Annotated in this window: 25 protein-coding genes; 20 read left to right on the top strand and 5 right to left on the bottom strand. The window is 35.9% G+C overall.

Annotated features, from left to right (window positions below; all coding sequences use genetic code 11):
* Positions 1-36 precede the first annotated feature (36 nt).
* The 8 genes from A9G35_RS00315 to A9G35_RS00280 all read left to right on the top strand — a co-directional run bounded on the left by A9G35_RS00315 (position 37) and on the right by A9G35_RS00280 (position 9,521).
* Positions 37-507, top strand: a complete 471-nt coding sequence (locus tag A9G35_RS00315) for a YhcH/YjgK/YiaL family protein (protein ID WP_065635218.1) — start codon at positions 37-39, stop codon at positions 505-507.
* A gap of 24 nt (positions 508-531) precedes the next feature.
* The gene (locus A9G35_RS00310; protein ID WP_065635217.1) at positions 532-1,467 is read left to right on the top strand and encodes a sugar kinase; all 936 of its coding nucleotides are present in this window, start codon (positions 532-534) and stop codon (positions 1,465-1,467) included.
* A gap of 241 nt (positions 1,468-1,708) precedes the next feature.
* Positions 1,709-4,549, top strand: coding sequence for an excinuclease ABC subunit UvrA (gene uvrA / locus A9G35_RS00305; protein ID WP_141673713.1), 2,841 nt, complete (start codon positions 1,709-1,711; stop codon positions 4,547-4,549).
* Positions 4,550-4,752: 203 nt separating this feature from the next.
* Complete coding sequence (gene plsY / locus A9G35_RS00300; protein ID WP_176701363.1) at positions 4,753-5,334, top strand: glycerol-3-phosphate 1-O-acyltransferase PlsY; 582 nt, start codon at positions 4,753-4,755, stop codon at positions 5,332-5,334.
* Between the two features lie 211 nt (positions 5,335-5,545).
* The gene (gene recR / locus A9G35_RS00295; RefSeq protein ID WP_065635214.1) at positions 5,546-6,151 is read left to right on the top strand and encodes a recombination mediator RecR; all 606 of its coding nucleotides are present in this window, start codon (positions 5,546-5,548) and stop codon (positions 6,149-6,151) included.
* A gap of 66 nt (positions 6,152-6,217) precedes the next feature.
* Positions 6,218-7,036: a pyridoxal phosphatase gene (locus A9G35_RS00290; RefSeq protein WP_065635213.1), complete on the top strand. Its 819-nt coding sequence runs from the start codon at positions 6,218-6,220 to the stop codon at positions 7,034-7,036.
* 20 nt (positions 7,037-7,056) lie between these two features.
* Positions 7,057-7,764 (top strand): tRNA pseudouridine(65) synthase TruC, encoded by a 708-nt coding sequence (gene truC, locus A9G35_RS00285; protein ID WP_065635212.1) that lies wholly within the window; start codon positions 7,057-7,059, stop codon positions 7,762-7,764.
* A gap of 863 nt (positions 7,765-8,627) precedes the next feature.
* Positions 8,628-9,521 (top strand): hypothetical protein, encoded by an 894-nt coding sequence (locus A9G35_RS00280; protein ID WP_065635211.1) that lies wholly within the window; start codon positions 8,628-8,630, stop codon positions 9,519-9,521.
* A gap of 64 nt (positions 9,522-9,585) precedes the next feature.
* Here A9G35_RS00280 and A9G35_RS00275 read toward each other — a convergent pair whose 3' ends face one another.
* Positions 9,586-10,962 carry an MATE family efflux transporter gene (locus A9G35_RS00275; RefSeq protein WP_065635210.1) on the bottom strand — a complete coding sequence of 459 codons (1,377 nt, stop codon included), beginning with the start codon at positions 10,960-10,962 and terminating at the stop codon, positions 9,586-9,588.
* A 175-nt stretch (positions 10,963-11,137) separates the two neighbouring features.
* On the opposite strand from A9G35_RS00275, the gene yejK reads away from it, so the two are divergent.
* The 5 genes from yejK to A9G35_RS00255 all read left to right on the top strand — a co-directional run bounded on the left by yejK (position 11,138) and on the right by A9G35_RS00255 (position 14,830).
* Positions 11,138-12,142: a nucleoid-associated protein YejK gene (gene yejK / locus A9G35_RS00270; RefSeq protein ID WP_065635209.1), complete on the top strand. Its 1,005-nt coding sequence runs from the start codon at positions 11,138-11,140 to the stop codon at positions 12,140-12,142.
* Positions 12,143-12,184: 42 nt separating this feature from the next.
* Positions 12,185-13,030 (top strand): deoxyribonuclease IV, encoded by an 846-nt coding sequence (gene nfo / locus A9G35_RS00265; RefSeq protein ID WP_065635208.1) that lies wholly within the window; start codon positions 12,185-12,187, stop codon positions 13,028-13,030.
* Positions 13,027-14,067 (top strand): hypothetical protein, encoded by a 1,041-nt coding sequence (locus tag A9G35_RS00260; RefSeq protein ID WP_065635207.1) that lies wholly within the window; start codon positions 13,027-13,029, stop codon positions 14,065-14,067. Before nfo ends, A9G35_RS00260 begins: the two co-directional genes overlap by 4 nt.
* Positions 14,068-14,232: 165 nt before the next feature.
* On the top strand, positions 14,233-14,379 hold the full coding sequence (locus A9G35_RS13325; protein WP_176701361.1) for a hypothetical protein: 147 nt from the start codon (positions 14,233-14,235) through the stop codon (positions 14,377-14,379).
* A 124-nt stretch (positions 14,380-14,503) separates the two neighbouring features.
* Entirely contained in the window at positions 14,504-14,830 is a 327-nt protein-coding gene (locus A9G35_RS00255) for a Grx4 family monothiol glutaredoxin (RefSeq protein ID WP_065635241.1), read from the top strand.
* Positions 14,831-14,995: 165 nt separating this feature from the next.
* Here A9G35_RS00255 and rnt read toward each other — a convergent pair whose 3' ends face one another.
* Entirely contained in the window at positions 14,996-15,676 is a 681-nt protein-coding gene (gene rnt / locus A9G35_RS00250) for a ribonuclease T (RefSeq protein WP_218057147.1), read from the bottom strand.
* Positions 15,677-15,875: 199 nt separating this feature from the next.
* On the opposite strand from rnt, the gene A9G35_RS00245 reads away from it, so the two are divergent.
* The 7 genes from A9G35_RS00245 (at position 15,876) to cysZ (ending at position 22,579) form a co-directional block, all read left to right on the top strand.
* Complete coding sequence (locus A9G35_RS00245) at positions 15,876-16,634, top strand: Nif3-like dinuclear metal center hexameric protein (RefSeq protein ID WP_065635205.1); 759 nt, start codon at positions 15,876-15,878, stop codon at positions 16,632-16,634.
* A gap of 94 nt (positions 16,635-16,728) precedes the next feature.
* Positions 16,729-17,607 carry a 4-hydroxy-tetrahydrodipicolinate synthase gene (gene dapA, locus A9G35_RS00240; RefSeq protein WP_065635204.1) on the top strand — a complete coding sequence of 293 codons (879 nt, stop codon included), beginning with the start codon at positions 16,729-16,731 and terminating at the stop codon, positions 17,605-17,607.
* Positions 17,608-17,642: 35 nt separating this feature from the next.
* Complete coding sequence (gene bamC / locus A9G35_RS00235) at positions 17,643-18,401, top strand: outer membrane protein assembly factor BamC (RefSeq protein WP_065635203.1); 759 nt, start codon at positions 17,643-17,645, stop codon at positions 18,399-18,401.
* Positions 18,402-18,466: 65 nt separating this feature from the next.
* Entirely contained in the window at positions 18,467-19,177 is a 711-nt protein-coding gene (gene purC, locus A9G35_RS00230) for a phosphoribosylaminoimidazolesuccinocarboxamide synthase (RefSeq protein ID WP_065635202.1), read from the top strand.
* The gene (locus A9G35_RS00225; protein ID WP_065635201.1) at positions 19,177-19,632 is read left to right on the top strand and encodes a DUF441 domain-containing protein; all 456 of its coding nucleotides are present in this window, start codon (positions 19,177-19,179) and stop codon (positions 19,630-19,632) included. The genes purC and A9G35_RS00225 overlap by 1 nt, the downstream gene beginning before the upstream one ends.
* A gap of 3 nt (positions 19,633-19,635) precedes the next feature.
* Positions 19,636-21,669, top strand: coding sequence for a tRNA(Met) cytidine acetyltransferase TmcA (locus tag A9G35_RS00220; protein WP_065635200.1), 2,034 nt, complete (start codon positions 19,636-19,638; stop codon positions 21,667-21,669).
* Between the two features lie 85 nt (positions 21,670-21,754).
* Entirely contained in the window at positions 21,755-22,579 is an 825-nt protein-coding gene (gene cysZ / locus A9G35_RS00215) for a sulfate transporter CysZ (protein ID WP_081300066.1), read from the top strand.
* Positions 22,580-22,636: 57 nt separating this feature from the next.
* Here cysZ and A9G35_RS12765 read toward each other — a convergent pair whose 3' ends face one another.
* Genes A9G35_RS12765 through A9G35_RS00205 form a run of 3 tightly spaced genes read right to left on the bottom strand, consistent with a single transcriptional unit; the run spans position 22,637 to position 24,363 of the window.
* Entirely contained in the window at positions 22,637-22,795 is a 159-nt protein-coding gene (locus tag A9G35_RS12765; protein WP_081300065.1) for a YpfN family protein, read from the bottom strand.
* A 58-nt stretch (positions 22,796-22,853) separates the two neighbouring features.
* Entirely contained in the window at positions 22,854-23,993 is a 1,140-nt protein-coding gene (gene dapE, locus A9G35_RS00210; RefSeq protein ID WP_065635199.1) for a succinyl-diaminopimelate desuccinylase, read from the bottom strand.
* 13 nt (positions 23,994-24,006) lie between these two features.
* Positions 24,007-24,363 carry an ArsC family reductase gene (locus A9G35_RS00205; RefSeq protein WP_065635198.1) on the bottom strand — a complete coding sequence of 119 codons (357 nt, stop codon included), beginning with the start codon at positions 24,361-24,363 and terminating at the stop codon, positions 24,007-24,009.
* Between the last annotated feature and the right edge of the window lie 410 nt (positions 24,364-24,773).

Raw genomic sequence — 24,773 nt, 5'->3', positions numbered from 1 at the left:
TATTTATTTTCACCAATATTTTAAGGATCTTTTAATATGATTTTAGGTAATATTAATCATTTAAGGCTAGTTCCTTATTTGCCTAGCAAAATAAAACAATCAATTGAGTACATTAAAGATAACGTTAATATTAATACGCCTGTGGGGCGTTATGATATTGATGGTGATAAGATGTTTTTTATGGTGTCAGATAGTCGATCACGTTATATTGATGAGGCTAATCCTGAATATCATGAAAAATATATCGATGTTCAGATTGTTTTAGAAGGGCAAGAGGGAATGGCGGTGTGCACGTTACCACCTTATACTAAAGTGTTAGACGATAAATTAACAGAAAGCGATATTGCTTTTATCAAAACACCAAAAGAGGAAACAATGCTAACATTGCAACCAAATGATTTTATTGTTTTTTTACCTAACGAAGTACATAAGCCACTTTGTGCTATTGATAATAAGATTGAAACAGTTCGTAAAGTTGTGGTGAAAATCGCGCTGGATTATTTATAATTAAGTCAAGGGTATAGGTATAATATGACGACAAATATCGCTGTGATTGGCGAATGCATGATTGAATTGTCGATAAAACAAGGTTCGACTACACGAGGTTTTGGTGGTGATACGCTTAATACCTCTGTTTATTTATCACGTTTATTAAAAGGTCGTGATTTTTCGATTCATTATGTGACAGGGGTTGGTACCGATCCTTTTAGTCAAGAGATGTTAGATAGTTGGCAAAAAGAAAATATTCAAACTGATTTAGTACAAAGAATGGCAGATAAGATGCCTGGTCTTTATTCTATCGTGACCGATGAGCAAGGTGAGCGCTCTTTTTATTACTGGCGTAATGATGCAGCAGCTAAATTTTGGTTGAAAACAGCTGAAACAGACAGAATAATTCAGCAAATTGAACATTATGATTATGTGTATTTAAGTGGTATTAGTATTGCGATTTTAGATGCTGAAAGTATCCTTAAATTATTAGATCTTTTAAAACAAGTTAAGTCTAATGGTGGTAAAGTTATTTTTGATAATAACTTTCGTCCACGTTTATGGCATAGTCTTGATTTGGCACGTAGTGTTTATGCTGATATTCTTAGCTTGACCGATATTGCATTTTTAACATTAGATGACGAAGATTTGTTATGGGGCAAACTGCCTTATGAACAAGTGATTGAGCGTACAAAACAATTTGGTGTAACAGAAATTATTATTAAACGCGGTAGCGATAGCTGTATTATTGATTCAGCTGAAGGGCGTTTTGATGTTCCAGCTAATAAGATCGCAAAAGATAAAGTGATTGATACTACCGCTGCAGGGGATTCATTTAGTGCAGGATACCTTGGTGCGCGCCTAACAGGACAAAATCCATCACAATCTGCATTACAAGGCCATTTAGTTGCCGGTACGGTGATACAATATCGCGGTGCAATTATTCCTGTTGATGCTACCCCTAAATTAATTGATTAATCAATTATTTTTGTAAAAACGGCCAAAACGGTCATTGATGACCGTTTTTTGTTTTAAGTTAGAAATAACATTTTCAATTAGTATTCTTATCAAAATCTTTATAAAAATTACTTCTTGATGTAAAACAGTGATCAGTTATTTGTCTATATAGTAGTGTATTTAATCTGTTCTCACTGGTACAATATACAGTTAAATTTCCATCCATTTTGTTTGAAAACAAATATAAGAGAGATCTATGTCAATCAAAGATATCGATATTCGTGGTGCGAGAACGCACAATCTAAAAAACATTAATGTCACCATTCCTAGAGATAAGTTAGTTGTTATTACTGGGCTTTCGGGATCGGGGAAATCTTCGTTAGCATTTGATACTCTTTATGCGGAAGGACAACGGCGTTATGTTGAATCATTGTCAGCATATGCGCGTCAATTTTTATCGTTAATGGAAAAACCTGATGTCGATCATATTGAAGGATTGTCGCCTGCAATTTCGATCGAGCAAAAATCGACTTCGCATAATCCACGCTCGACTGTTGGGACTATTACTGAAATTTATGATTATCTGCGATTGCTTTTTGCTAGAATTGGCGAGCCTCGCTGTCCTAACCATCATTTACCTTTAGCTGCGCAAACAGTTTCGCAAATGGTCGATAGCATTATGGCGTTACCGACTGAAAATCGTTATATGCTATTAGCTCCTGTAGTTACTGAACGTAAAGGTGAATTTGTTAAGCTGTTTGAACAGTTAGCAGCTAGTGGTTATATTCGGGTACGAGTGGATGGGGATGTCTATGACCTTTCTGATCCACCTGCGCTTGAGTTACAAAAAAAACATACCATTGAGGTGGTGGTTGACCGTTTCCGTATTCGTGATGATCTAAAATTACGGCTTGCAGAGTCAATTGAAACAGTGCTTTCAATCACTAATGGTATTGTTAAAGTGGCTAATTTGGATGATCCGCAAGCTGAAGAATATCTGTTTTCGGCTAATTTTGCTTGCCCGATTTGTGGTTATAGTATTTCGGAGTTAGAGCCACGATTATTTTCGTTCAATAATCCTGCAGGTGCATGCCCTGAGTGTGATGGTTTGGGGGTGCAACAATATTTTGATCAAAAACGTATTGTCCAGATGCCAGCAGTTTCATTAGCTGCTGGTGCGATTAAAGGTTGGGACCGTCGCAATTTTTACTATTTCCAGATGCTAAAATCATTAGCGGATCATTATAAGTTTGACATTGATAAACCGTATGAAAAATTACCTGAAAAGATAAAAGATATTTTATTAAATGGTTCAGGTGATACCGAAATTCAGTTTGTTTATTCAAATGATCGAGGTGATGTTGTTAAACGTAAACATCCATTTGAAGGTATCCTTAATAATTTAGCTCGTCGTTACAAAGAAACTGAATCACAAACCATCCGTGAAGAATTAGCGAAATATATTAGTCATCGACCTTGCCCTTGTTGTGGCGGTTCAAGATTGTGTACAACGGCAAGAAATGTATTTATTAACGATACCAATCTACCAACAATTAGTGATCTTAGCACGCAACAAGCTAAAGATTTTTTTGATAAATTAACTTTAACAGGGCAACGAGCACAAATTGCCGAAAAAATCTTAAAAGAGATCAATGATCGTTTGCAATTTTTAATTAATGTTGGGCTTAACTATTTAACGCTTTCACGATCCGCTGAAACATTATCAGGTGGTGAAGCACAACGTATTCGATTAGCAAGCCAAATTGGTGCAGGGCTTGTCGGCGTGATGTATGTGCTAGATGAACCTTCTATTGGATTGCATCAGCGAGATAATACTCGTTTGATTGACACTTTAACGCATTTACGCGATCTAGGTAATACGGTTATTGTGGTTGAGCATGATGAAGAAGCCATTATGGCAGCCGATTATGTGATCGATATAGGTCCTGGGGCAGGGGTTCATGGTGGCCAAGTTGTTGCACAAGGAACACCTAAACAAATAATGGCATGTAAAGAGTCTTTAACTGGGCAATATTTATCCGGTAAAGAAAAAATCGAAATACCAACTATTCGCACCAAAGTCGATAAGAAAAAAATGTTATCTCTTATTGGTGCAACAGGAAATAACCTTAAAAATGTAACATTAAATATTCCAGTTGGCTTATTTACATGTATCACAGGTGTATCAGGTTCAGGAAAATCAACATTAATTAATGATACTTTGTATCCACTAGCACAAAATGAACTTAATCATGCTGAAAAAACTGATATTGCGCCTTATAAATCGATTAAAGGACTTAACTTTTTTGATAAAGTTATTGCGATAGATCAAAGTCCAATAGGGCGTACGCCACGTTCTAACCCGGCAACGTATACCGGCTTTTTTACCTCTATCCGTGAACTTTATGCAGGGGTGCCAGAATCACGTGCTAGAGGATACACTCCAGGTCGATTTAGTTTTAATGTGAAAGGCGGTCGGTGCGAAGCTTGCCAAGGTGATGGTTTAATTAAAGTCGAAATGCACTTTTTGCCAGATATTTATGTACCTTGCGATCAATGTCATGGTGCTCGCTATAATCGTGAAACCTTAGAAATAAAATATAAAGGTAAGTCAATTAACGAGATTTTAAATATGACTGTAGAGGAAGGCCGCGAGTTTTTTGATGCCGTGCCGATGATAGCACGCAAACTGCAAACACTGATCGATGTTGGTTTGTCTTATATCACTATTGGGCAATCAGCAACCACCTTATCGGGTGGTGAAGCACAACGTGTAAAACTTGCAAAAGAATTATCTAAGCGAGATACTGGGCGCACTTTATATATATTAGATGAACCAACAACCGGTTTGCATTTTGCCGATGTTAAGCAATTATTAGCGCAACTACATTCATTACGAGATAAAGGCAATACCATTGTGGTTATTGAGCATAATTTGGATGTAGTTAAAACAGCAGACTGGATTGTAGACTTAGGACCAGAAGGTGGTAATGGTGGCGGAGAAATTATTGCCGAAGGGACACCGGAAGAGGTTGCAAAGTCCAAACACTCTTATACAGGAAAATATTTAAAGCCATTGTTAGCAAAACAAAAAAATAAGTAGATTAATTATGCACTTAACCTATATAAGGCAGGTAAAGTATGATGCTTGTCTTATTATATGGTTTAATTTATATCTATTTTAGTAAATATCAAAGATGAGTATGGTTATAGATTTATAATGTGTTTGATTAATGTTTAACATTCTATTATTAGCAGGATGTGGCCGATGAAAGGAGTTCTATTTTGACATTGGAAATTGTATTGATGATTATCATTGCCTATTTTTTAGGTTCACTTTCTGGTGCAATGATTATCAGTCACATCATGCATTTTCCTAATCCTTCTGAACATGGATCACACAACCCAGGAGCAACCAATATCTTACGGCTTAATGGCAAATTACCAGCCATTTTTGTTTTAATCTTTGACATGTTAAAAGGTGCAATACCCGTTTATATTGCTTATCGACTTGGTATTACGCCTTTCTTTTTAGGGATTATAGGTATTTCGGCTTGTTTGGGGCATATCTTTCCCTGCTTTTTTCATTTTCGCGGAGGAAAAGGAGTTGCAACTGCGTTAGGTATGATGGCACCAATTGGGTTTGATTTTACAGGTTGCTTTATTTTAACTTGGTTACTTACTTTACTCATTACAGGCTATTCTTCGGTTGCGGCGATTGTTGGCTTCCTTATAGCGCCGTTTTATGTTTGGCTATTTAAGCCTGAGTTAACGTTACCCGTCGCCATGCTTTCGTGTTTGATTATTGTTCGCCATAATAATAACATTATGCGCCTTTTTAAAGGTGAAGAACCAAAAAGTTATCATCGTAGCAAAAACAAAAGATAGCCTAAAAATTTATACTTAATAATGTTATATATTTTAATATGTGCTTTTATAACATAGATTGTACGCTATAAAGCATCCTACCTACTTATTTTCTGTAATCTTTTTAATTTTATTGTTAGTTAATTAAACAATAGAATAATTCTTGTTTGATAGATTTTTTAAAAAAGGTATTATTATCTTAAAACTCAAATATGTGGAAACCAAATAATTCATGCAAATAAGCCCATTATTAGAATCACTTATTGAAGCGTTGCGTTGTTTACCTGGTGTTGGTCCAAAATCGGCGCAACGAATGGCCTTTCATTTATTACAACGAAATCGACAAGGTGGCATTAAACTAGCTCATGATCTGCATGATGCAATGATAAATATAGGTCATTGCAAAGAATGCCGAACATTTACCGAGCAAGATACTTGTACTATTTGTAAAAATGTTCGCCGCCAAAGCAGTGGCCAGCTTTGTGTGGTTGAAACGCCAGCAGATATAGTGGCAATTGAACAAACTGGGCAGTATAGTGGTCGCTATTTTGTATTATTAGGGCATTTATCACCTTTAGATGGTATTGGTCCTAGTGATATAGGCCTTGATTTATTAAAAAATAAGTTAGCAACAGAATCAATAAACGAAGTTATTTTAGCAACAAATCCAACAGTTGAAGGTGATGCAACAGCTAATTATATTGCGCAAATGTGTGCAGAATTTAATGTAACAGCAACAAGAATAGCTCACGGTGTTCCAGTTGGTGGTGAACTCGAAATGGTAGATGGTACTACCTTATCGCATTCGTTTGTTGGTCGTCAAAAAATTGAATTATAATTTTATTGAAGTTTTAGCACTTAGCTAATCCTTATAGCTAAGATCAGAAATGAAAAGAGGTATTATATGAAGTATAAAGCCGTTGCCTTTGATATGGATGGAACATTACTTAACAGTAATCGTTTAATTTTGCCAGAAACAGTAGATATAATTAAAAAAATCAGCGATAAAGGTGTGAAAGTGATTTTAGTTTCAGGACGTCATCATTCGGTGATTTATCCTTATTACTATCAACTAGGTTTATCAACGCCAACGATTTGCTGCAATGGTTCTTATCTTTATGATTTTGAAAATCACCAAACTTTTGCAGCTAAACCAATGACAAAAGATCAAGCTAAAACACTATTACAATTAGTTAAAGAGTATAAAATACATACTTTAATTTATACTGATAAAATGATGACTTATGAAGTATTAGATGATCATCTAGAAAGCTTTTTTAAATGGGTGGATGCATTACCCTCTTTTTTACAGCCAGAAATTCAAAAAGTTGATAACTTTGAAAAAATGATTGACGATGCGGGTGCTATTTTTAAATTTGCAACAAGCAGCCATAACATACCGGCTTTACAACAATTTTCAGATGCAGTAGATAAACTTGGTACGTTTTCTTGTGAATGGTCTTGGTCTAATCGAGCAGATGTTGCAGTAAAAGGCAATACCAAAGGAAATGGATTAACTCACTGGGCAACGCACGAACGTATTGATTTAAAAGAAATTGTTGCATTTGGTGATAGCTATAATGATATCAGTATGTTATCTATTGCAGGATTAGGTATTGCGATGGGTAATGCTGATGATGAAGTGAAAGCCAAAGCTAGTTATGCCATTGGTGATAATAATAGCCCGAGTATCGCTCACGAGCTTGAAAAAATCTTTTTATAATTGATTTTTTAAAATATTTTATGTTTGAAATTCTTTATCAAGACAATTATTTAATAGCCATTAACAAGCCATCTGGTTGGCTTGTGCATCGCAGTTGGTTAGATAAACATGAAACCACAGTTGTAATGCAAACCTTACGGGATCAGATTGGGCAACATGTTTTTCCTATACATAGGCTAGATAGACCAACATCAGGAGTTTTGTTGTTTGCGCTTTCTAGTAATGTTGCTAGGATGATGTCAGAGCAATTTGCGACAAAAAAAATTGAAAAAACGTATCATGCAATAGTGCGAGGTTATCTTGAGGGGAAATCGGTGATCGATTACCCTTTAGTTGAAGAATTAGATAAAATTGCCAATAAATTTACTAATAAGAATAAACCTGCACAAAACGCAGTGACTTCTTATCGCTCAATTAGTAAAATCGAAGTTCCAATTAAAGTTGGTAAGTTTGATACTGCAAGATACAGTTTTATAGAATTAAAACCACAAACAGGGCGTAAACATCAATTACGTCGCCATATGAAACATATTTTTCATCCGATCTTGGGGGATAGTAAGCATGGTGATTTACATCAAAATCGTGCATTTGTGGCTTATTTTAATATCAAACGACTAATGTTACATGCCAGTAAACTAGAAATTACCCATCCCATCGACAATAAAATAATAACGATTGAAGCTAAATTAGACCAAAATTGGCAAGATATTCTTATCAATTTTAAATAAGAATTATGGCAACTTTATTATAAATAAAATAATTGTTACTAATTTGGCTAAACGCTTTATGGTTGTCCGACTATTTAAAACATGCTAAACAAAACCCGATTAGAGTTTTTCCCTTTAAGCAGTAAGAATAAACGTTATAAAACGATTAGCTGAGTATTAATATCTGTTTAAACTTGAAAAGTCCATTGAAAATAAATTAAGGAGACAAGCTAAAGGCGATAACAAAACTTATCTAAGCGAAATGCGACAGGCGGATACCTAAAGTTTGCCGTTACTTAAAAATCAAACCAAGCAACAAACCAAAGAATATTTATCTGTTTATATCTATTTGATTTTTATTGTTTTTATACATAAACGTAGTACACTCCTGAAACTTTTTAACAAAACACTACTGTATTGATTTATTTAGATAAACTATGTGATAACCGGTATACCAAGCAAAAATCACCTGTCCATAAACTAATGGTAAAGCCGAAAGCGTGATACCAACTTTGAATTGAGATGCGGTATAAGCAGCCAATATTGAGCGATTCAAAAGAGTGAAAACAAAAGCTTAAACGTTTGATTAATTTTATTATACCGTTAAACCACATAAAGCGATTTCAGGAAAACACCTTATGCATTTTTAGCGGATTATTTTAATCATCAAGTGTAAACAACTCGGCGTTTTTCTACAAATAGCTTTAAATTTACTAAAACTTTACATTTCAAAAACTTTGATTAAAATATTGTAGCCACTAATAACCTATTTTTTACTTATAAAAAATCATAGATAATTGATCATTGTCATAAAAATTATTTTTTTATTAATAATAATTTTGACTGTTAAGATAAGGTTGATTATAAAAGCAAGGGATAAAATTATGGAATCATCTTTGAATCATTATCAATTCTCGCAAAAATTTAATTTAGCATTAACAATTGTGCTCACGTTTATTGGTATTATTGCTGCAATTGTACTAGGTATTATATATTCGATTATATCTTCGTATTCACCATTGATTATTATTGATGCTGGTATAGTAATCGGTATGGCTTATATCTTAACGTTTATCTCTGGTAAATTTACTAAATTGGCCAAAATTCGTAATGTAAAAGTCAACTTTTTGATGACGTTTTTTCTCTGCTTATTTGCTTATTATTCTAGTATTGTAACTTTTGAAACCATTATCTTAGGAATGGATTATTTTAACTCTTCACTATTTTTTTCACCTTGGAAAGTGGTTGATATTATGATGAATGATATCATTCCTTACCGTGAAATAACTATTACTAAAGGTAAAATGTCACGAGGGCAGATATCTGGAATTTTTCTTATAATCCTTTATTTAATTGAGATGGCTATCTTTTTTATTCCTGCTTTCTTTGCGTTATGTATAAATGATTATTTTTGTGAAAATTGTCAAACTTGGTATTCTAAATCGACGTTGAGCTCATTTAGTGACTCTACATTAGAGTCTCAAATCCTTAACAATCAACAAGGTAATTATGCAGATGTATTGAGTAATATTGTTTTTTATAAAAATGAGGATGATCTTATCAATAATGTAGATCGAAATATAGAACAACAAGATGCATTATTCTATTTTTATTACCAATGTCCAAAATGCCATCAAAAAAGTATATTGACTATTGAGAAAAAACAACTCAAAAAAGGTGATAAAGGTTTTGAAGTAAAAGATGCTCCTGATCCTATTTTAGTTGATTCTATTTTTATTGATAACAAAACTGAAGCAGTTTTTGAATCGCAAAAATAAACATACTACAAAAAAGGGACTGCAGTCCCTTTTTTATTAGCCGATATAAATAAAATGTATAATTTTAATTAGAATATCTTGTTTTTATTGATTTAAAATACCAATAAAGCACAAGGCAAGCTGTACCAGTTGATAACAGATCGGCCGTTGGTGCTGCTGCCCAAACACCATCAAAGCCAAAAAATAACGGCAGAATATAAAGGGCAGGTAATAAAAGCAAAATTTGTCTTGAAAGGCTTAATAAAATTGAAATTTTTGCCATACCAATACATTGGAAAAAGCTAGTAGTCACCATTTGAAAGCCAACAAAAATAAACGAAAGTGTCGTAAAACGTAACGCAATGGCTGATAATGCAACAAGATCTTCCTCTGAACTAAATGCTCGCACCAACGTTTCAGGAATAAAAAATCCAAGAACAAAACCGAGCGAAGTTACAACCGTTGCCACTTTCACAGCATAAAAGAAAGTCTTTTTAACGCGATCATAATTTTTAGCACCATAATTATAACCAATAATAGGTTGCATACCTTGATTGATACCAATAACAATCATAATCACTAGCGTAATAAGCCGGTTAGCATTAGAAAAAGCGGCAATGGAATCATCACCAGATACGCCAGCAAGTGGTGCATAGCGATTAAGTTGCCAGTTAATAAACACCACAACGATTGACGCCGCCATTTGCATTGAAAAAGGCGATAAACCGATTGATATAACCGATTTTGCAATTGAAAAGTCCAACTTAAAATTACGACGATAAAGCTTAATATTACTATTCTTATTTAAAAAATGTTGCATAACAAACACAAAGCTAATTATCATCGACAACGTTGTTGCCAGTGCTGCCCCACGCATTCCCCAACCTAAACCAATAATGAAAATCGGTGCCAAAATAATGTTGGCAATCACACTGACAAACATAGTTACCATTGCTTTAAATGGATAACCACTTGCACGCATCATATTGTTGTAGTTAAAAGTGAGGGTTAAAAAGATACTACCGGGTAGAAAAATCTCTAAAAACTCTCTGGCATAAACATGGTTAGCAGGGCTAGAACCGACAAAACGCAACACGGGATCAACAAAAATAAGCAACATTGACAACGTAAAACCACTCAGCACGGCAGTTAGCATAAATGACGTACCGGCGACTTTTTCGGCCTTGTCGTTATCGCCACGGCCTAAAAAAATTGAAATACGACTAGCCGAACCAATCCCAACTAACATACCAATTGCTGCTGCCAAATTCATTACCGGTAAAATAAGGCCAGCGGCACTTAATGCCTCGCGCCCAATCCAATGGCCAATAAAAACCCCATCAATAATATTATAAAGTGTGTTAACTATTGTCCCGATAATGGCGGGTAATGCATATTGCCAAAACAAAGCACTAATTTTTTTTTGTCTAAAATCATGATAAATATCGTGAGATTTCACCATATTTTTTTATTCCTATCGTTAGATATTGTAAAGAAGTTTCAGATAAGATATACGTTTGAGTATAAATTTGAAATTATGCCTACTAGTCTAACAGACTTATTAATTGTTGATAGCACTTTTTTCGTGTTTTGCTAAAATGAACACTATTTTTTCAAGATCTAAACAGGAATTTCTAATGAGTGTACAAATCGAAAATATCATATTACATAAATTAGTTAGAAAAAGTGACACCGAGATCGAACTACAATTACGCGACTCAACGCTAGGTAATGAGCAGGCGGTTATTAATTTAATTGAAGATATCAACCGTATTTATAACAACAAAAGCAAAGCTTATGGATTATTTAATAGTGAAAGCTTATTTGAACAATCACTAAAAGAGCTACGACTAGGTAACCAAGATTTTTTGCATTTTAGCCAAGAATCCACCAAACAACTACGCAATGAACTTGCCAAATATCCTTTTGCAGAAGGAGGAACGGTCGTATTTTGCCAGTATCGTTATTTGGCGGTTGAATACTTAATTATTGCGGTATTAAATAGTTGCTTAAGTATGTTAGTTAATGAAAACTTAGATATTAGCGAAACCCAATACCTTGATATTGACCATGCCGACATTATTGCTCGCATAGATATCACAGAATGGGAAACCCAAGCCGACTCAAAACGCTACCTAACCTTTTTAAAAGGACGAGTAGGGCGCAAAGTATCAGACTTTTTTATGGACTATTTAGGCGCAAGCGAAGGGCTAGACGCCAAAGCGCAAAACAAAACACTGGTTAAAGCGGTTGATGAATACTGCCAAGAAATGCAATTTGACAAACAAGACAAAACCAACGCACGTGAAAGCGTGTACAATTACTGTCAAGCTCAACTACAAGCTGGTGAAGAAATAGAGTTAAAAAACCTAGCCAACGAACTACCAACAAGTGACGATAACAACTTTATCGAATTTATTAAAAACAGCGAATATGACTTAGAAGATACTTTTCCCGTTGATCGTAGTGCATTGCGCCAACTTAAAAAATTCTCAGGCAGCGGTGGCGGATTAACCTTAAGCTTCGATTCAAATTTGTTAGGTGAACGTATAAAATGGGATCCACAGACTGACTCACTGATTATTAAAGGTGTACCGCCTAATTTGCGTGATCAGCTACAACGTAATAGCGGCTCAAACTAATTATCCGCTAATCATAAACTAACAACATCATTAGGACAAAAAATGAAATACATTGGTGCACATGTAAGTGCAGCAGGTGGGGTAGACAATGCCCCAATTAACGCCTATCAAATTGGCGCAACCGCATTTGCGCTATTTACCAAAAATCAACGACAATGGCACGCCAAACCGCTTGAAACAGCCACCATCGACAGCTTCAAAAAACGCTGCGAAAAATATGGCTTTACTAGCAAACAAATTTTGCCACACGACAGTTACTTAATTAACTTAGGCCATCCCGATAGTGAACAACTTGAAAAATCACGCACTGCGTTTTTAGACGAAATGCAACGTTGTGAACAATTAGGATTAACATTACTCAATTTTCACCCCGGAAGTGACTTAAAACAAATATCGGTTGATGAATGCCTAGCACGCATTGCCGAATCGATTAACATTACGCTCGACAAAACACAAAATGTGGTTGCTGTTATCGAAAATACCGCAGGACAAGGCTCTAACTTAGGCTATAAATTTGAACATCTTGCGCAAATCATCGACCAAGTTGAAGACAAAAGCCGAGTTGGCGTCTGCATTGACACTTGCCATGCCTTTGCTGCTGGTTACGATTTACGTACCGAACAAGCTTGCCAAGAAACTTTTGCAGAATTTGAAAAAATCGTTGGCTTTCAATACTTACGAGGCATGCATTTAAACGATGCCAAAAGCGAATTTGCTAGCCATGTCGATCGCCATCACAGTTTAGGCAAAGGCAATATTGGCGAAGCGGCATTTAAATATATCATGCAAGACTCAAGAATTGACGAAATTCCTCTTATCTTAGAAACCATTGATCCCGATATTTGGGCACAAGAAATAAACTGGTTAAAGGAACAGATGAATAAATGATAAAAAAATTATTCTATTTTTTGTTTTTGATTTTTATCTTAGTGCCACTGAGTTTTTATGGCTATTCTCAAGACCTTGATCGTAATAAATTGAAAGAATTTGATGGTAGTGGTTATAGAAAAGATATTCGAGTATATTCGCTAGGATCTATTGATTATATTGAAGATGACTCTGATTTTATGTTCATTTCATTATCTGACGATATTAATTTATATGATAAAGAGTATAAAGAAAGAGTGTTTTTAATTCCTAGTGGAAAAAGAGAAAATTACAAAAAGAAAGAATATTTATTGACCGATTCATATCGTGCTAAATTTTTTTCTGAAGTTGGAATATCTGAAGACGATACGGTTTTTATTTACGACTATGAAAAAAATTATTTAAAATCATTTCCTATTAGTAGTTTAAAAGCTTTAGCTGTTGTTAATCCTTATAGCAGTGGTGACGGTCCTTTTTATCTATCTGATTATATGTTTGGTTTTAAATTAGATTCTAAAATAATTAAAGACCATCCATCTAGCCTTGTTTATATCGGCAAAGAAAACCCTTTTGTGCAAGAGCAATTAACGCCTTTATTCTGGAACAAAATTGATGAACAGGATTTTCCTGTTCTTGATGAAGATGATGAGATTACCGCTGTAGCATTTTGGGGAAATATGGATAGTTTGAAAAAAGTAGACAGTTATTTGGCTGAAGCAAATGATTTTCGTTTTTTTATACAAAACTATACCAACAAAGATAAAAGCAAGCTTATTCAAAGTGATGAAATCATAGCAAGGCATTTAATTATATTAGACTCCAACTCCAATATAATAACGAATGAGATTGAAGGTATAGCTGAAGGTGACATGTTTTACCCACTAAATAGCTTAAATAATAAAGATGAGTTTATATATCAATGGACAGGTAAAATTTTAAAAAATGAGCCACCCGTTGTGTTTGGTTTCAAATCATCATCATTTTCGTGTACTCCCATTTTTCGATTTATGCACCCAGTGCACGACTATTTTGTGCCAAGGTGTGATGCTCGGCATTAAATCTGGTACATTATTTTAGTAGATCAAAAACGAGCAGACAGATTAATAAAGTACTATTTGAATATCTATCTATTATAATCATATCCATCGTCATTCAGCTAACAGTTAGATGACGCCTGAACAACAATATTATCAAAACGATAAAATGATAGCGGTCGGCAGTGTTTGGTATTTTGGCAAGGATCAAGCATTCAATCTAAAAACTTAGATGAAATTTCTTTGGAAACAGCGATTAAATTAGATGAATTAAAAGATATTGATTTTGTTGGTTTTTTATTTGGTTATTTTGATGGATTTTCTCCTCTTTTATAATCAGCTGCAAAAATCCTCATTAAACTGATTTGATTCAAGATAGCATTAGTCACAACCCTAATTCTACGTTAAAATAGTTAGTTTATTACGCAATAATTACCAAGGAAATTGCATGACAACTGAAATGACAACACTCGACAAAATCAAAAAACAAATTGCTGACAATCCAATTATTTTATATATGAAAGGTTCGCCAAAATTGCCAAGTTGTGGCTTTTCGGCTCAGGCTGTGCAGGTTTTGTCGCAATGTGGTGAAGCGTTTGCTTATGTTGATATTTTACAAAACCCTGATATTCGTGCCGAGTTACCAAAATTTGCTAATTGGCCTACATTCCCACAATTATGGGTTGAAGGCGAGCTTGTTGGGGGCTGTGATATTATGTTAGAAATGTTCCAAACTGGCGAGTTGCAAACGCTTATTAAGCAAACGGCTGAAAAGCACAAATCTTAATCTCCAATCAATCAAGCGCGCCAGTTGAGCGCGCTTTTGCAAGCAACTCTTTTAGATGCCATTCATATTGAGCATCTTCGTACGCTTTTTTGGCTTTGTCTGTATTGAGCATGGCTTTTTCTAAATCATCTATTGTTTTAGTGTGTTTGCTTGTTTGTTTTTAGTTTATTGCTCATTATGTTCATTTGTCTCTATTGGTGTTTCGGTTTCCATTTTACTATCGATAGATACCAAAGGCCATCCTCCAAGTGATTTTAGTCGATTAACAATTTTACAAAAAAGTATAGCCGTTTTTTGAGTGTCGTATAGTGCACTGTGAGCTTGTTTGTGATCAAAGGTGATTTGTGCCATTTGGCAAGCTTTGGCAAGTACTGTTTGTCCAAAAATTAATCCACTGAGTGATGCAGTGTCAAAGGTAGCAAATGGGTGGAACGGATTGCGTTTGATTTTTGAGCGTTCTGCTGCAGCCATTAAAAAGCTGTGATCAAAGTGTGCATTATGCGCCACAATGACTGCGCGTGTGCAACCGTTGTTTTTTATGCCTGAACTGACCATTTTAAATATCTCATCTAAAGCTTGCCTTTCGTCCACTGCGGCTCTTAATGGGTTGCTGGGATCGATGCCGTTAAAGGCTAGTGCGGCAGGCTCCAAAATAGCACCGTCAAATGGATTGACATTAAATTGTAGCGATTTTTCTGGTTCTAGCCAGCCGTCGGGCGTCATTTTTAGAGTGATGGCGGCAATTTCTAATATGGCATTGAGTTTGGGATCAAACCCCGAGGTTTCAATATCAATGACAACGGGATAAAACCCTCGAAAGCGTTCACATAATTTGGCGTTTGGCACAATAATTTATCTTATTTGTCGAAAAAGGGCTATTATGCCAGTTTTTAAACGGTTCGCCTAGCATTGACTTTAAGCGTTTATTGTTAATTTGCTTATGGTAATTCTTACATAATCACATTAAGGCAAACGAGTAGATGCGTTTGTTATTTAAAGTGATTATAATCATTCCTTATAAAATCATTTTAAAACCGAGTAAGCAATGCATCATTTTGAATTAGAAAAGATTATTAATAATGAGCTACAAATTACCCGTTATCGGGATTATGCGCCAAATGGGTTGCAAGTACAAGGGCGAAGGCAAGTTAATAAAATTGTAACAGGCGTTACAGCTTGTCAGTTATTATTAGATAAAGCAGTTGAATTACAGGCTGATGCGGTGTTGGTGCATCATGGCTATTTTTGGAAAAACGAAGTGCAAACCATTACTGGCATTAAGTATCAACGCATCAAGACGTTGTTAACAAATGATATTAATTTGTATGGCTACCACTTGCCGTTAGATGGTCACCCCACTTTAGGTAATAATATGGCGTTAGCTAATTTACTCGGGATTACAGTTGATAAGCGTGATGATATTACTAACCTACTTTTTACAGGTGTGCTAAATAGCCCATTGACGGCATTACAATTTAAACATCAACTTGAACAAGTGTTACACCATAACCAACGGCAAGTGTTGTTTTGTGGTGATAATGCACCACAAATGATTAAGCGTATTGCTTGGTGCAGTGGTGGTGGGCAAGATTATATTGAGCAAGCAGTACAAATGGGCGTAGATGCTTTTTTTACTGGCGAAGTATCAGAACGCACTATTCACATTGCGCGCGAATATGGTATTAACTTTTATGCCGCAGGGCACCATGCCACTGAGCGTTATGGTATTGAAAATCTAGGGAAATGGTTAGCAAGCGGTTATGGTATTGATGTTATTTTTATTGATATTGATAATCCTGCATAACAAAAGTTGAATTTACTTGAGAAATATCGCATACTTATTCGCATATTTTATTCTTTACGTTGTGTTATAAACCAATAATATGAGAGGTCATTTTATGTTTACAGGAAGTCTGGTCGCACTAGTTACCCCTATGGATACAAAAGGAAATGTAGACCACGTAAGCTTAAAAAAATTGGTCGAATATCATATTGCTAATGGAACATCGGGCATTGTTTCGGTCGGTACGACAGGTGAATCGGCAACGCTTGATCATCATGAGCATATCGATGTGATTAAACGAACAATCGATTATGCCGATGGTCGCATTGCTATTATTGCAGGCACGGGTGCAAACGCAACGAAAGAAGCCATTGAATTGACCAGTCGGGTTGAAAATATCGGTGTTGTTGGCTGTTTAACTGTTGCGCCTTATTATAATAAACCAACGCAAGAAGGCATGTATCAACACTTTAAAGCCATTGCAGAAAGTACAGCGTTGCCACAAATCTTATATAATGTGCCTGGGCGCACTAGTAGCGATATTAAACCTGAAACCGTTGGGCGTTTAGCCAAAATTAAAAATATTGTTGCATTAAAAGATGCAACTGGTGACCTTTCAAGAGTTTATCCAACCCGTAAATTAGTTGGTCCTGATTTTAAATTATTAAGTGGCGATGACTCAACGTTTTTAGACTTTATGATTTTAGGTGGTGATGGAGTGATTTCGGTCACTGCCAACGTGGCTGCCAAAGCTGTTGCAACGGTATGTAAGCTTGCTGCTAATAACCAAATTCAAGAAGCTCGTGCTTTAAATGATACTTTAACGGCATTACATCGTCATTTGTTTATTGAACCCAACCCAACGCCAGCTAAATGGGCTTGCGCAAGATTAGGTTTAATGCAAAGCCCAAGCATTCGATTGCCTTTAGTTGCGCTAACTCAATCATCAATTTCGGTAGTTGAGCAAGCATTAAAAGAGGCAAATCTACTATAGTTTTGTATAACCTTTAATTTTAAAAGCAGATATCTATGTTAAATAACACATTGAACAAAATCCTATTTAAAAACAATGTTATTAAAAAAACGGCTGTTTTAGCAGTTGTGACTTCTTTATTTCTTGTTGGTTGTGGTAATGATCAAAATTTTAAACGTGAAGTTGAAGGAAATGAAGATTATCTTAAATCACCTGATTTAAAACCGTTAATCATTCCAGAAGGTACTAAGATACCAGCTGAAAGTAATGAGTTTTTTGTTAATACAACTGAGGTTCACGGTGATTTAGGAAAGAAGCTTGATATTAGACCACCAACTTTACCAATCTCAACTATCCAAGAAGCTTTTGCAATTTATAATAATGGCTCAGTCACTTTTAATGTGCCATTAAGTAGTAATGTGTGGGAGCAGATTCCTAATAGTTTAAATAAAAGAAATATTTTGATTGCTAGCCACGACAGTAATACTATCCAAACCGGCAAAAGCTTTATGGTTCGTGCTGACGAAGAGCAAGCGGTTGAGGCCTCTTATTCAATTAAACGTCAATTGCTAGGGGATACCGAAACAATCACTATTTCGATCACCTCGTTAACCCGTGGTACTGAAAATTTAATTTCACAACCGGTTGAAGTACAACGCTATATTGTTGGTTTATTTAATGACATCATGAACGATGTTGCGCCTGATTCTATGCGTATTGTGCCAGCAAAAGCACAAGATAAAAATGACGAAGAAAAGAACAAGCCTGAAAGCAAAAAAACAGCAACATCCGTAAGTGATGAAGATCAAAAATAGATTTGGAATTTAAGGAGCGAACAGCTCCTTAATCATTTATTGGTAATTGGTATAAGGTTAAAAACATGAAAAAGTTGGCTGAGCTTTATCGTGGTAAAGCTAAAACGGTATACACTACTGAAAACCCCGATTTATTAATCCTTGAGTTTCGCAATGATACATCCGCATTTGATGGTTTACGCATTGAACAGTTAGATCGTAAAGGCATGGTTAATAATAAATTTAACTATTTTATTATGAATAAATTGCGTGAAGCAGGTATCCCAACTCAAGTTGAGGCCTTATTATCAGACAACGAAGTACTTGTAAAAAAACTACAAATGGTACCTGTTGAATGCGTGGTACGCAATCGTGCAGCAGGATCTTTAGTTAAACGTTTAGGCGTTGAAGAAGGCAAAATCTTAAATCCACCTACCTTTGAATTATTCCTCAAAAACGATGCATTGCACGATCCGATGGTTAACGAGTCACACTGTAAAGCTTTTGGTTGGGCGAGCGATGATCAATTAGCTAAAATGAAAGAATTGAGCTTTAAAATTAACACTATTTTGACTGATTTATTTGACAAAGCAGGGCTAATATTAGTTGACTATAAGCTTGAATTTGGTTTATTTAAAGGCGAAATTACCTTAGGCGATGAGTTTTCGCCCGATGGTTGTCGCTTGTGGGAAACTGCCACACTAAAAAAAATGGACAAAGACCGATTCCGTCAAGGTTTAGGCGGTGTAATTGAAGCCTATGAAGAAGTGGCAAAACGCATTGGTGTGCCTTTATAATGCTTGCGCAGTTTGATGTTTCTTTTTTTGTCTTATTAGGTTTAGCGGCACTGTGTTATTTAACGCACAATAACACAGTGACATTTGCAGTACTGTTATTGTTACTCTTTAAGTTAACACCACTAGCCACTTATTTTCCATTTTTAAATCAATATGGCTTAACCATTGGAATTGTTATTTTAACAGCTGCCATGATGGTGCCATTGGCTGATGGTTCATTAAAAATTGGCGATATTGTTAAATCGTTTACTACTTGGCAATCACTATTGGCTATTTTGGTGGGTATTTGTGTATCTTGGCTTGGCACGCGTGGCGTATCGCTTATTGGTGCGCAGCCAACTATTGTTAATGGCTTAATTATTGGTACGCTAATTGGCGTTGCATTTTTCAAAGGTGTTCCTGTAGGGCCACTTATTGCTGCCGGGATATTGTCGTTATTAATTGGAAAAAGTTAACCTATGTATAATCCCAACAACACTCGAAAACTATGGGTGTTACAGGGTAAAACCTCACAATTATTTGACCAACTTATTCCCATCTTTGAGCAAAATGCTGGCGATTGGGTTACTGTTACGCATCAGCCTGATTGTTTGGCTTGTTCATTGATTGCGAACGTACTTAAACCTAATCAAACAAAACAATTATTGGGTCAGCAGTATCGGCATGCGGTTTTTGATGCAACGGCCGGATTTAATCTTGATGCTTTTGCCATGTTAGTCGGTACGCTAATAAAAGGCAGTGTGTTGATTTTGTTATTGCCCAATAACTTGGCTACTTGGCACGATCAAGACAGTTTGCGTTGGAACGAATGCCAAACCGCAATCACGGTACCTAATTTTATTGCACATTTAACCCAAACATTAGCAGAGTTTGGCATCATTATTAATCAAACCTCTTTGCCAAAAACAGCTATATCGCCCATGTTTTTTGAGCAGGTGACCGATGACAATTATGACTTAACTCAGCAGCAAACTACATTAAAGCAATTATTAAACAGCAATAAACAAATTAATGTCGTTGTTGCCAAGCGTGGACGTGGCAAATCGGCATTAGCAGGACTGTTTAGCCATTATCAACGTTGTATTGTAACAGCGCCCAATAAATCAGCTTTGACAACCTTTTTTACTTTTGCCAAACCCGATACCTTATTTTTTGCACCAGATGAATTAATTGCACAGTCGCATTATAGTTTTGCTAACTATTTGATTATTGATGAAGCAGCAATGATTCCTCTTTCAATGCTTGAAAAGCTGCTAGAAGTGGCTATTGCCAATAATAGCCGAGTATTATTAACAACAACCGTTGAAGGGTATGAAGGCACAGGTCAGGGCTTTTTATTAAAATTATTGGCAAATAAAGCCTGTCAATATTTTTACCTACATACCCCCATTCGTTGGCAAGTGGGTGATGAGCTTGAACAATTTAGCGATCGGTTGTTACTCAATGGTGTATTGGCACAAGATGATAACCCTAGCAGTGCGAGCGCTTTATCTGCCCAATATGCCAAGGTTGATCGCAATGATATTCATGCGTTAAGGTCGATCTTTTATTTATTAAAAATAGCACATTATCAAACCACATTAATTGATTTACGACGTCTGCTTGATGCACAAAATTTATCGGTTTGGCAGGCCAACATTGGAAATAAAAACGTTGCTGCGGCAGTGACAGTCAATGAAGGTAATTTGCCTGATGATTTAATTGAACAAGTATGGCAAGGCACACGTCGCCCCAAAGGTAATTTAGTGGCGCAGTCACTGGTTGCCCATGCTGGCGAGCGATTAGCTGCCAAGCTGCGCTCGGTTAGAATAAACCGTATTGCGGTTATTAACACTTATCGACGGCAATCTATTGCTAAACAACTTGTGCAGAATATTGTTGATGATGCCAAAGCGCATAATTATGATTTTGTATCGGTTAGTTTTGCTTATAGCTCGTCTAATTATCAATTTTGGACAGCTTGTGGTTTTACCTTAGTTCATGTTAGTAGCCATAAACAAGCTAGCAGTGGCAGTTATTCGGTTATGGTGCTTAAGTCATTAACTGAATCTGGGCAGCAGCTAATACGAAAACTAACCCAAAGGTTACACCGTAATGCTTATTGGCTTAAAAATATCATCGATTTACCTTTTAACAAGATGATTAAGAACCACAGTAACTTGCTATTATCACTAAATTTAGATACGCATGATTTTGATGAGCTAACGGGATTTGCTTATTATCACCGCCCATTTGAAGCCTCTTACGCTGCACTGTGTCGATTAAATAGTCATATTCAAACGCGCTTACAATCACAATCTACACAGGCGAGTGCTTTGCCTGTATTGTCAGCACTGCTAAAAAGCAAAAACAATCAGAATTTGATTATTGATTTATATCAACTTGCCGGCAAACAAGCATTAATGCAAACTATTAAACACGAGGTCAGAACATGGCTAGTAAAGCAGGGCGATAATGTAATCTTTGCCAAAATAGACAGCAAAAATAATTAATTGCCATTGCAGGTTATCAAGAGGTATGTTTACAATAGTTACTATGTTTTTACTCAATTGGTTTTAATTAAAAAAGGAATCGAATGTGACTCTCAATAAACTCGAAAACCAAACACAGCACCGCCATTGGCAAAACCAAACGAATAACAATACCCCAAAACGCCAACCAACAACAGGCATTGAGTATTTTTTAAAAGGCTGGTCATTGGCGTTTAGCCCAGGGATTAAGCGGTTTGTTTTTTTACCGTTAATAGCCAATATTGTGATTATGTCGGCACTATTTTATTGGTTTTTTACCTCCATTACGGGTTTGGTAGATTGGGGATTATCGTATGTGCCAAGTTGGTTGCAGTGGTTGGGTTATATTATCGTTTTTATTGTTATTTTGACACTGGTAATTTTATTTTGTTATTTTTTTAGTACGGTAACCAATATTATTGCTGCACCGTTTAATGGTATATTGGCCGAACAAGTTGAAGCACAATTAACAGGAATACCTGCGGTAGATACATCGTGGTTAAGTATTATTAAAGATCTTCCTCGTATTTTTGGTCGTGAATTTCAAAAATTGCTCAACTATCTATTATGGGCTATTCCGATACTGTTAACCTATTTTATTCCAGTTATTGGGCAATCGGTTACGCCTGTGGTTTGGTTTTTATTTACTGCTTGGCAAATTAACATCCAATATGCCGATTACGCCTTTGATAATCACAAAATCACTTTTGATCATATGCGTCAGTTGCTTAAACAACATAAAGCCGATAATTTAACTTTTGGCATGTTAGTTAGCTTTTTTACCATGGTGCCAGTGCTTAATTTAATTATCATGCCTATTGCCGTGTGTGGTGCTACGGCAATGTGGGTTGATCGCTACCGCCATCAAGCATTATTTAATAGCGGTAACTAAGCTGCTATTATTTTAACTGCGTTATTTTTTAGGCGACGTTGAAGTGGTTGTTGTTGGTCAATCATCGTCGTCATCTTTATAAGGGATAGGTTTTATTCCTTTCTTTTTTTCAAGATACGCTTTATAACTTAGTCGATTTAATGCTTTAATGGTATTAATAAAAATTCCAATTAAAATAATCAAAATTATCCACCAATAATCTTTAAGCCATTCCATAGTATTTCCTCTTAGATTAAAATCGAAATCGCCAAGTTATAATCGTCACATCAACTAATTACGCTAACAACAATTTTTCCAAAATACGGTAATAAATTGCAGTTAAAGTAATAATATCTTGACAGTTGGCATTTTCATTGACTTTGTGAATAGTTTTATTAAGCACGCCTAGTTCGATCACTTGGCATCCCATTTTAGCAATAAAACGACCGTCAGATGTGCCACCGCTAGTAGATAATTCAGTATCAATATTGGTTAACTCTTTGATAGCGCTAGCTGCAGCGTTGGTTAAATCACCTTGTGGCGTTAAAAAAGGGTGACCAGACAATCGCCAAGTTAAGGTATAATTTACCTTGTGCTTTTGTAAAATTTGCTCAACACGTGCTTTAATTATAGCATCGGTCAATTCGCTACTATAACGGAAGTTAAATTGTACACGAAGCTCGCCTGGTATAACATTTTCAGCACCCGCACCGCCATTAATATTCGCTATTTGCATTGTGGTTTTAGGAAAGTACTCATTACCTTCATCCCAAACGGTACTAACCAGTTCATTTAATGCAGGAGCAAAACGATGAACGGGATTATCGGCAAGGTGAGGGTAGGCAACATGGCCTTGAACGCCATGTACAACCAAATTAGCTGTGAGTGAACCACGACGACCGTTTTTAATTTGATCGCCAAGCAGGGCATTGCTCGATGGCTCGCCAACAATACAATAATCAACACGTTCTTGGCGTTTGATGAGCAAATCAACCACTTTAACGGTGCCATCAGTGGCGTCTGCTTCTTCATCTGATGTGATCAAAAAAGCCACACGCCCAACGTGGTTAGGGTTGCGTTTAACAAATTCTTCTGCTGCACAAACCATGGCTGCAACACCGCTTTTCATATCTGATGCACCGCGCCCATAAAGCACGCCATGCTCGTCAATAGTTGGTGTAAAAGGTGGATAACGCCATTTACTTTCATCGCCAGCTGGTACAACATCGGTATGGCCTGCAAACATCAAGGTTTTGCTAGTAGCATCACCATGATAAGCCCATAAATTTTTGGTTTGCCCTATATTGACTTCTTCAATGATAAAACCAAGCGGTTTTAATCGCTCAATAATAAGTTTTTGGCAGTTTTTATCGTCAGGACTTATTGATTTTTCGGCAATGAGCACTTTGGTTAGTGCAATAACAGGTTCGGTCATAATGGCCTCGATTTTATTTAGCTTGCGATATAAATTGTGAATAAAGCGGATCTGAAAATCCCAATAAAGCTCGCTTTCCATCGATCAATAAAGGGCGTTTTAAAATAGATGGGTTAGCTAACATGATTTTTTTAGCTGCTTGCTCGTTATCGATCTGAGCACGGACAGCTTCATCTAACTTGCGCCAAGTTGTTCCGCGTGTATTGAGCAAATTTTGCCAGTCCACCAATTGCAACAATGTATCTAAAAGCGCTTCTGATAGTCCATCGGTTTTATAATTGTGAAATTGATAATTAATGTGATGTTCATCAAGCCAAGTAAAGGCCTTTTTCATTGTGTTGCAGTTTTTAATGCCATAAATAGTGTACATAAAGCTGATCTCAGTTTGAAAGATAAGCAAATTATAACAGCTATCAACATAAGGCAGCAAATTAAAGGAGGAATTTAAGCAAATGGATTATTTTAATCATAACAAAGAATAATTCGCTGTTTTTTACAACTCAATTAGTAAAACCCTTAATAAAACGAAAAAAAATCTTGAAAAAGTTTTCAAAAAGGCTAGTCAAATAGTTTTCAAACGATTACACTAAAAAAGCGAAACAGATCATTTAACGATCGAACAGGTATAAAAAACCAAATAAAACAAAGAATTACTTGACAGAGGGAATATGATGCAGTACCATGTTAAACACCGAACACCGAACACCGAACACCGAACACCGAACACCGAACACCGAACACCGAACACCGAACACCGAACACCGAACACCGAACACCGAA

The sequence above is a fragment of the Gilliamella sp. Choc5-1 genome (genome assembly GCF_001690595.1).
Taxonomy (GTDB): domain Bacteria; phylum Pseudomonadota; class Gammaproteobacteria; order Enterobacterales; family Orbaceae; genus Gilliamella; species Gilliamella apicola_M.
This window is presented reverse-complemented; position numbering and strand designations above follow the sequence as displayed.

Bases quoted from the DNA above. Each gene is read 5' to 3' on its own strand.
- purC (WP_065635202.1), top strand. From the start codon at position 18,467: ATGAAAAAGTTGGCTGAGCTTTATCGTGGTAAAGCTAAAACGGTATAC.
- A9G35_RS00260 (WP_065635207.1), top strand. From the start codon at position 13,027: ATGATAAAAAAATTATTCTATTTTTTGTTTTTGATTTTTATCTTAGTG.
- A9G35_RS00275 (WP_065635210.1), bottom strand. From the start codon at position 10,962: ATGGTGAAATCTCACGATATTTATCATGATTTTAGACAAAAAAAAATT.
- nfo (WP_065635208.1), top strand. From the start codon at position 12,185: ATGAAATACATTGGTGCACATGTAAGTGCAGCAGGTGGGGTAGACAAT.
- plsY (WP_176701363.1), top strand. From the start codon at position 4,753: ATGATTATCATTGCCTATTTTTTAGGTTCACTTTCTGGTGCAATGATT.
- A9G35_RS12765 (WP_081300065.1), bottom strand. From the start codon at position 22,795: ATGGAATGGCTTAAAGATTATTGGTGGATAATTTTGATTATTTTAATT.
- A9G35_RS00205 (WP_065635198.1), bottom strand. From the start codon at position 24,363: ATGTACACTATTTATGGCATTAAAAACTGCAACACAATGAAAAAGGCC.
- bamC (WP_065635203.1), top strand. From the start codon at position 17,643: ATGTTAAATAACACATTGAACAAAATCCTATTTAAAAACAATGTTATT.
- A9G35_RS00220 (WP_065635200.1), top strand. From the start codon at position 19,636: ATGTATAATCCCAACAACACTCGAAAACTATGGGTGTTACAGGGTAAA.
- dapE (WP_065635199.1), bottom strand. From the start codon at position 23,993: ATGACCGAACCTGTTATTGCACTAACCAAAGTGCTCATTGCCGAAAAA.
- recR (WP_065635214.1), top strand. From the start codon at position 5,546: ATGCAAATAAGCCCATTATTAGAATCACTTATTGAAGCGTTGCGTTGT.
- truC (WP_065635212.1), top strand. From the start codon at position 7,057: ATGTTTGAAATTCTTTATCAAGACAATTATTTAATAGCCATTAACAAG.
- A9G35_RS00255 (WP_065635241.1), top strand. From the start codon at position 14,504: ATGACAACACTCGACAAAATCAAAAAACAAATTGCTGACAATCCAATT.
- dapA (WP_065635204.1), top strand. From the start codon at position 16,729: ATGTTTACAGGAAGTCTGGTCGCACTAGTTACCCCTATGGATACAAAA.
- A9G35_RS00245 (WP_065635205.1), top strand. From the start codon at position 15,876: ATGCATCATTTTGAATTAGAAAAGATTATTAATAATGAGCTACAAATT.
- A9G35_RS00280 (WP_065635211.1), top strand. From the start codon at position 8,628: ATGGAATCATCTTTGAATCATTATCAATTCTCGCAAAAATTTAATTTA.
- yejK (WP_065635209.1), top strand. From the start codon at position 11,138: ATGAGTGTACAAATCGAAAATATCATATTACATAAATTAGTTAGAAAA.
- A9G35_RS00225 (WP_065635201.1), top strand. From the start codon at position 19,177: ATGCTTGCGCAGTTTGATGTTTCTTTTTTTGTCTTATTAGGTTTAGCG.
- A9G35_RS00310 (WP_065635217.1), top strand. From the start codon at position 532: ATGACGACAAATATCGCTGTGATTGGCGAATGCATGATTGAATTGTCG.
- A9G35_RS00315 (WP_065635218.1), top strand. From the start codon at position 37: ATGATTTTAGGTAATATTAATCATTTAAGGCTAGTTCCTTATTTGCCT.
- A9G35_RS00290 (WP_065635213.1), top strand. From the start codon at position 6,218: ATGAAGTATAAAGCCGTTGCCTTTGATATGGATGGAACATTACTTAAC.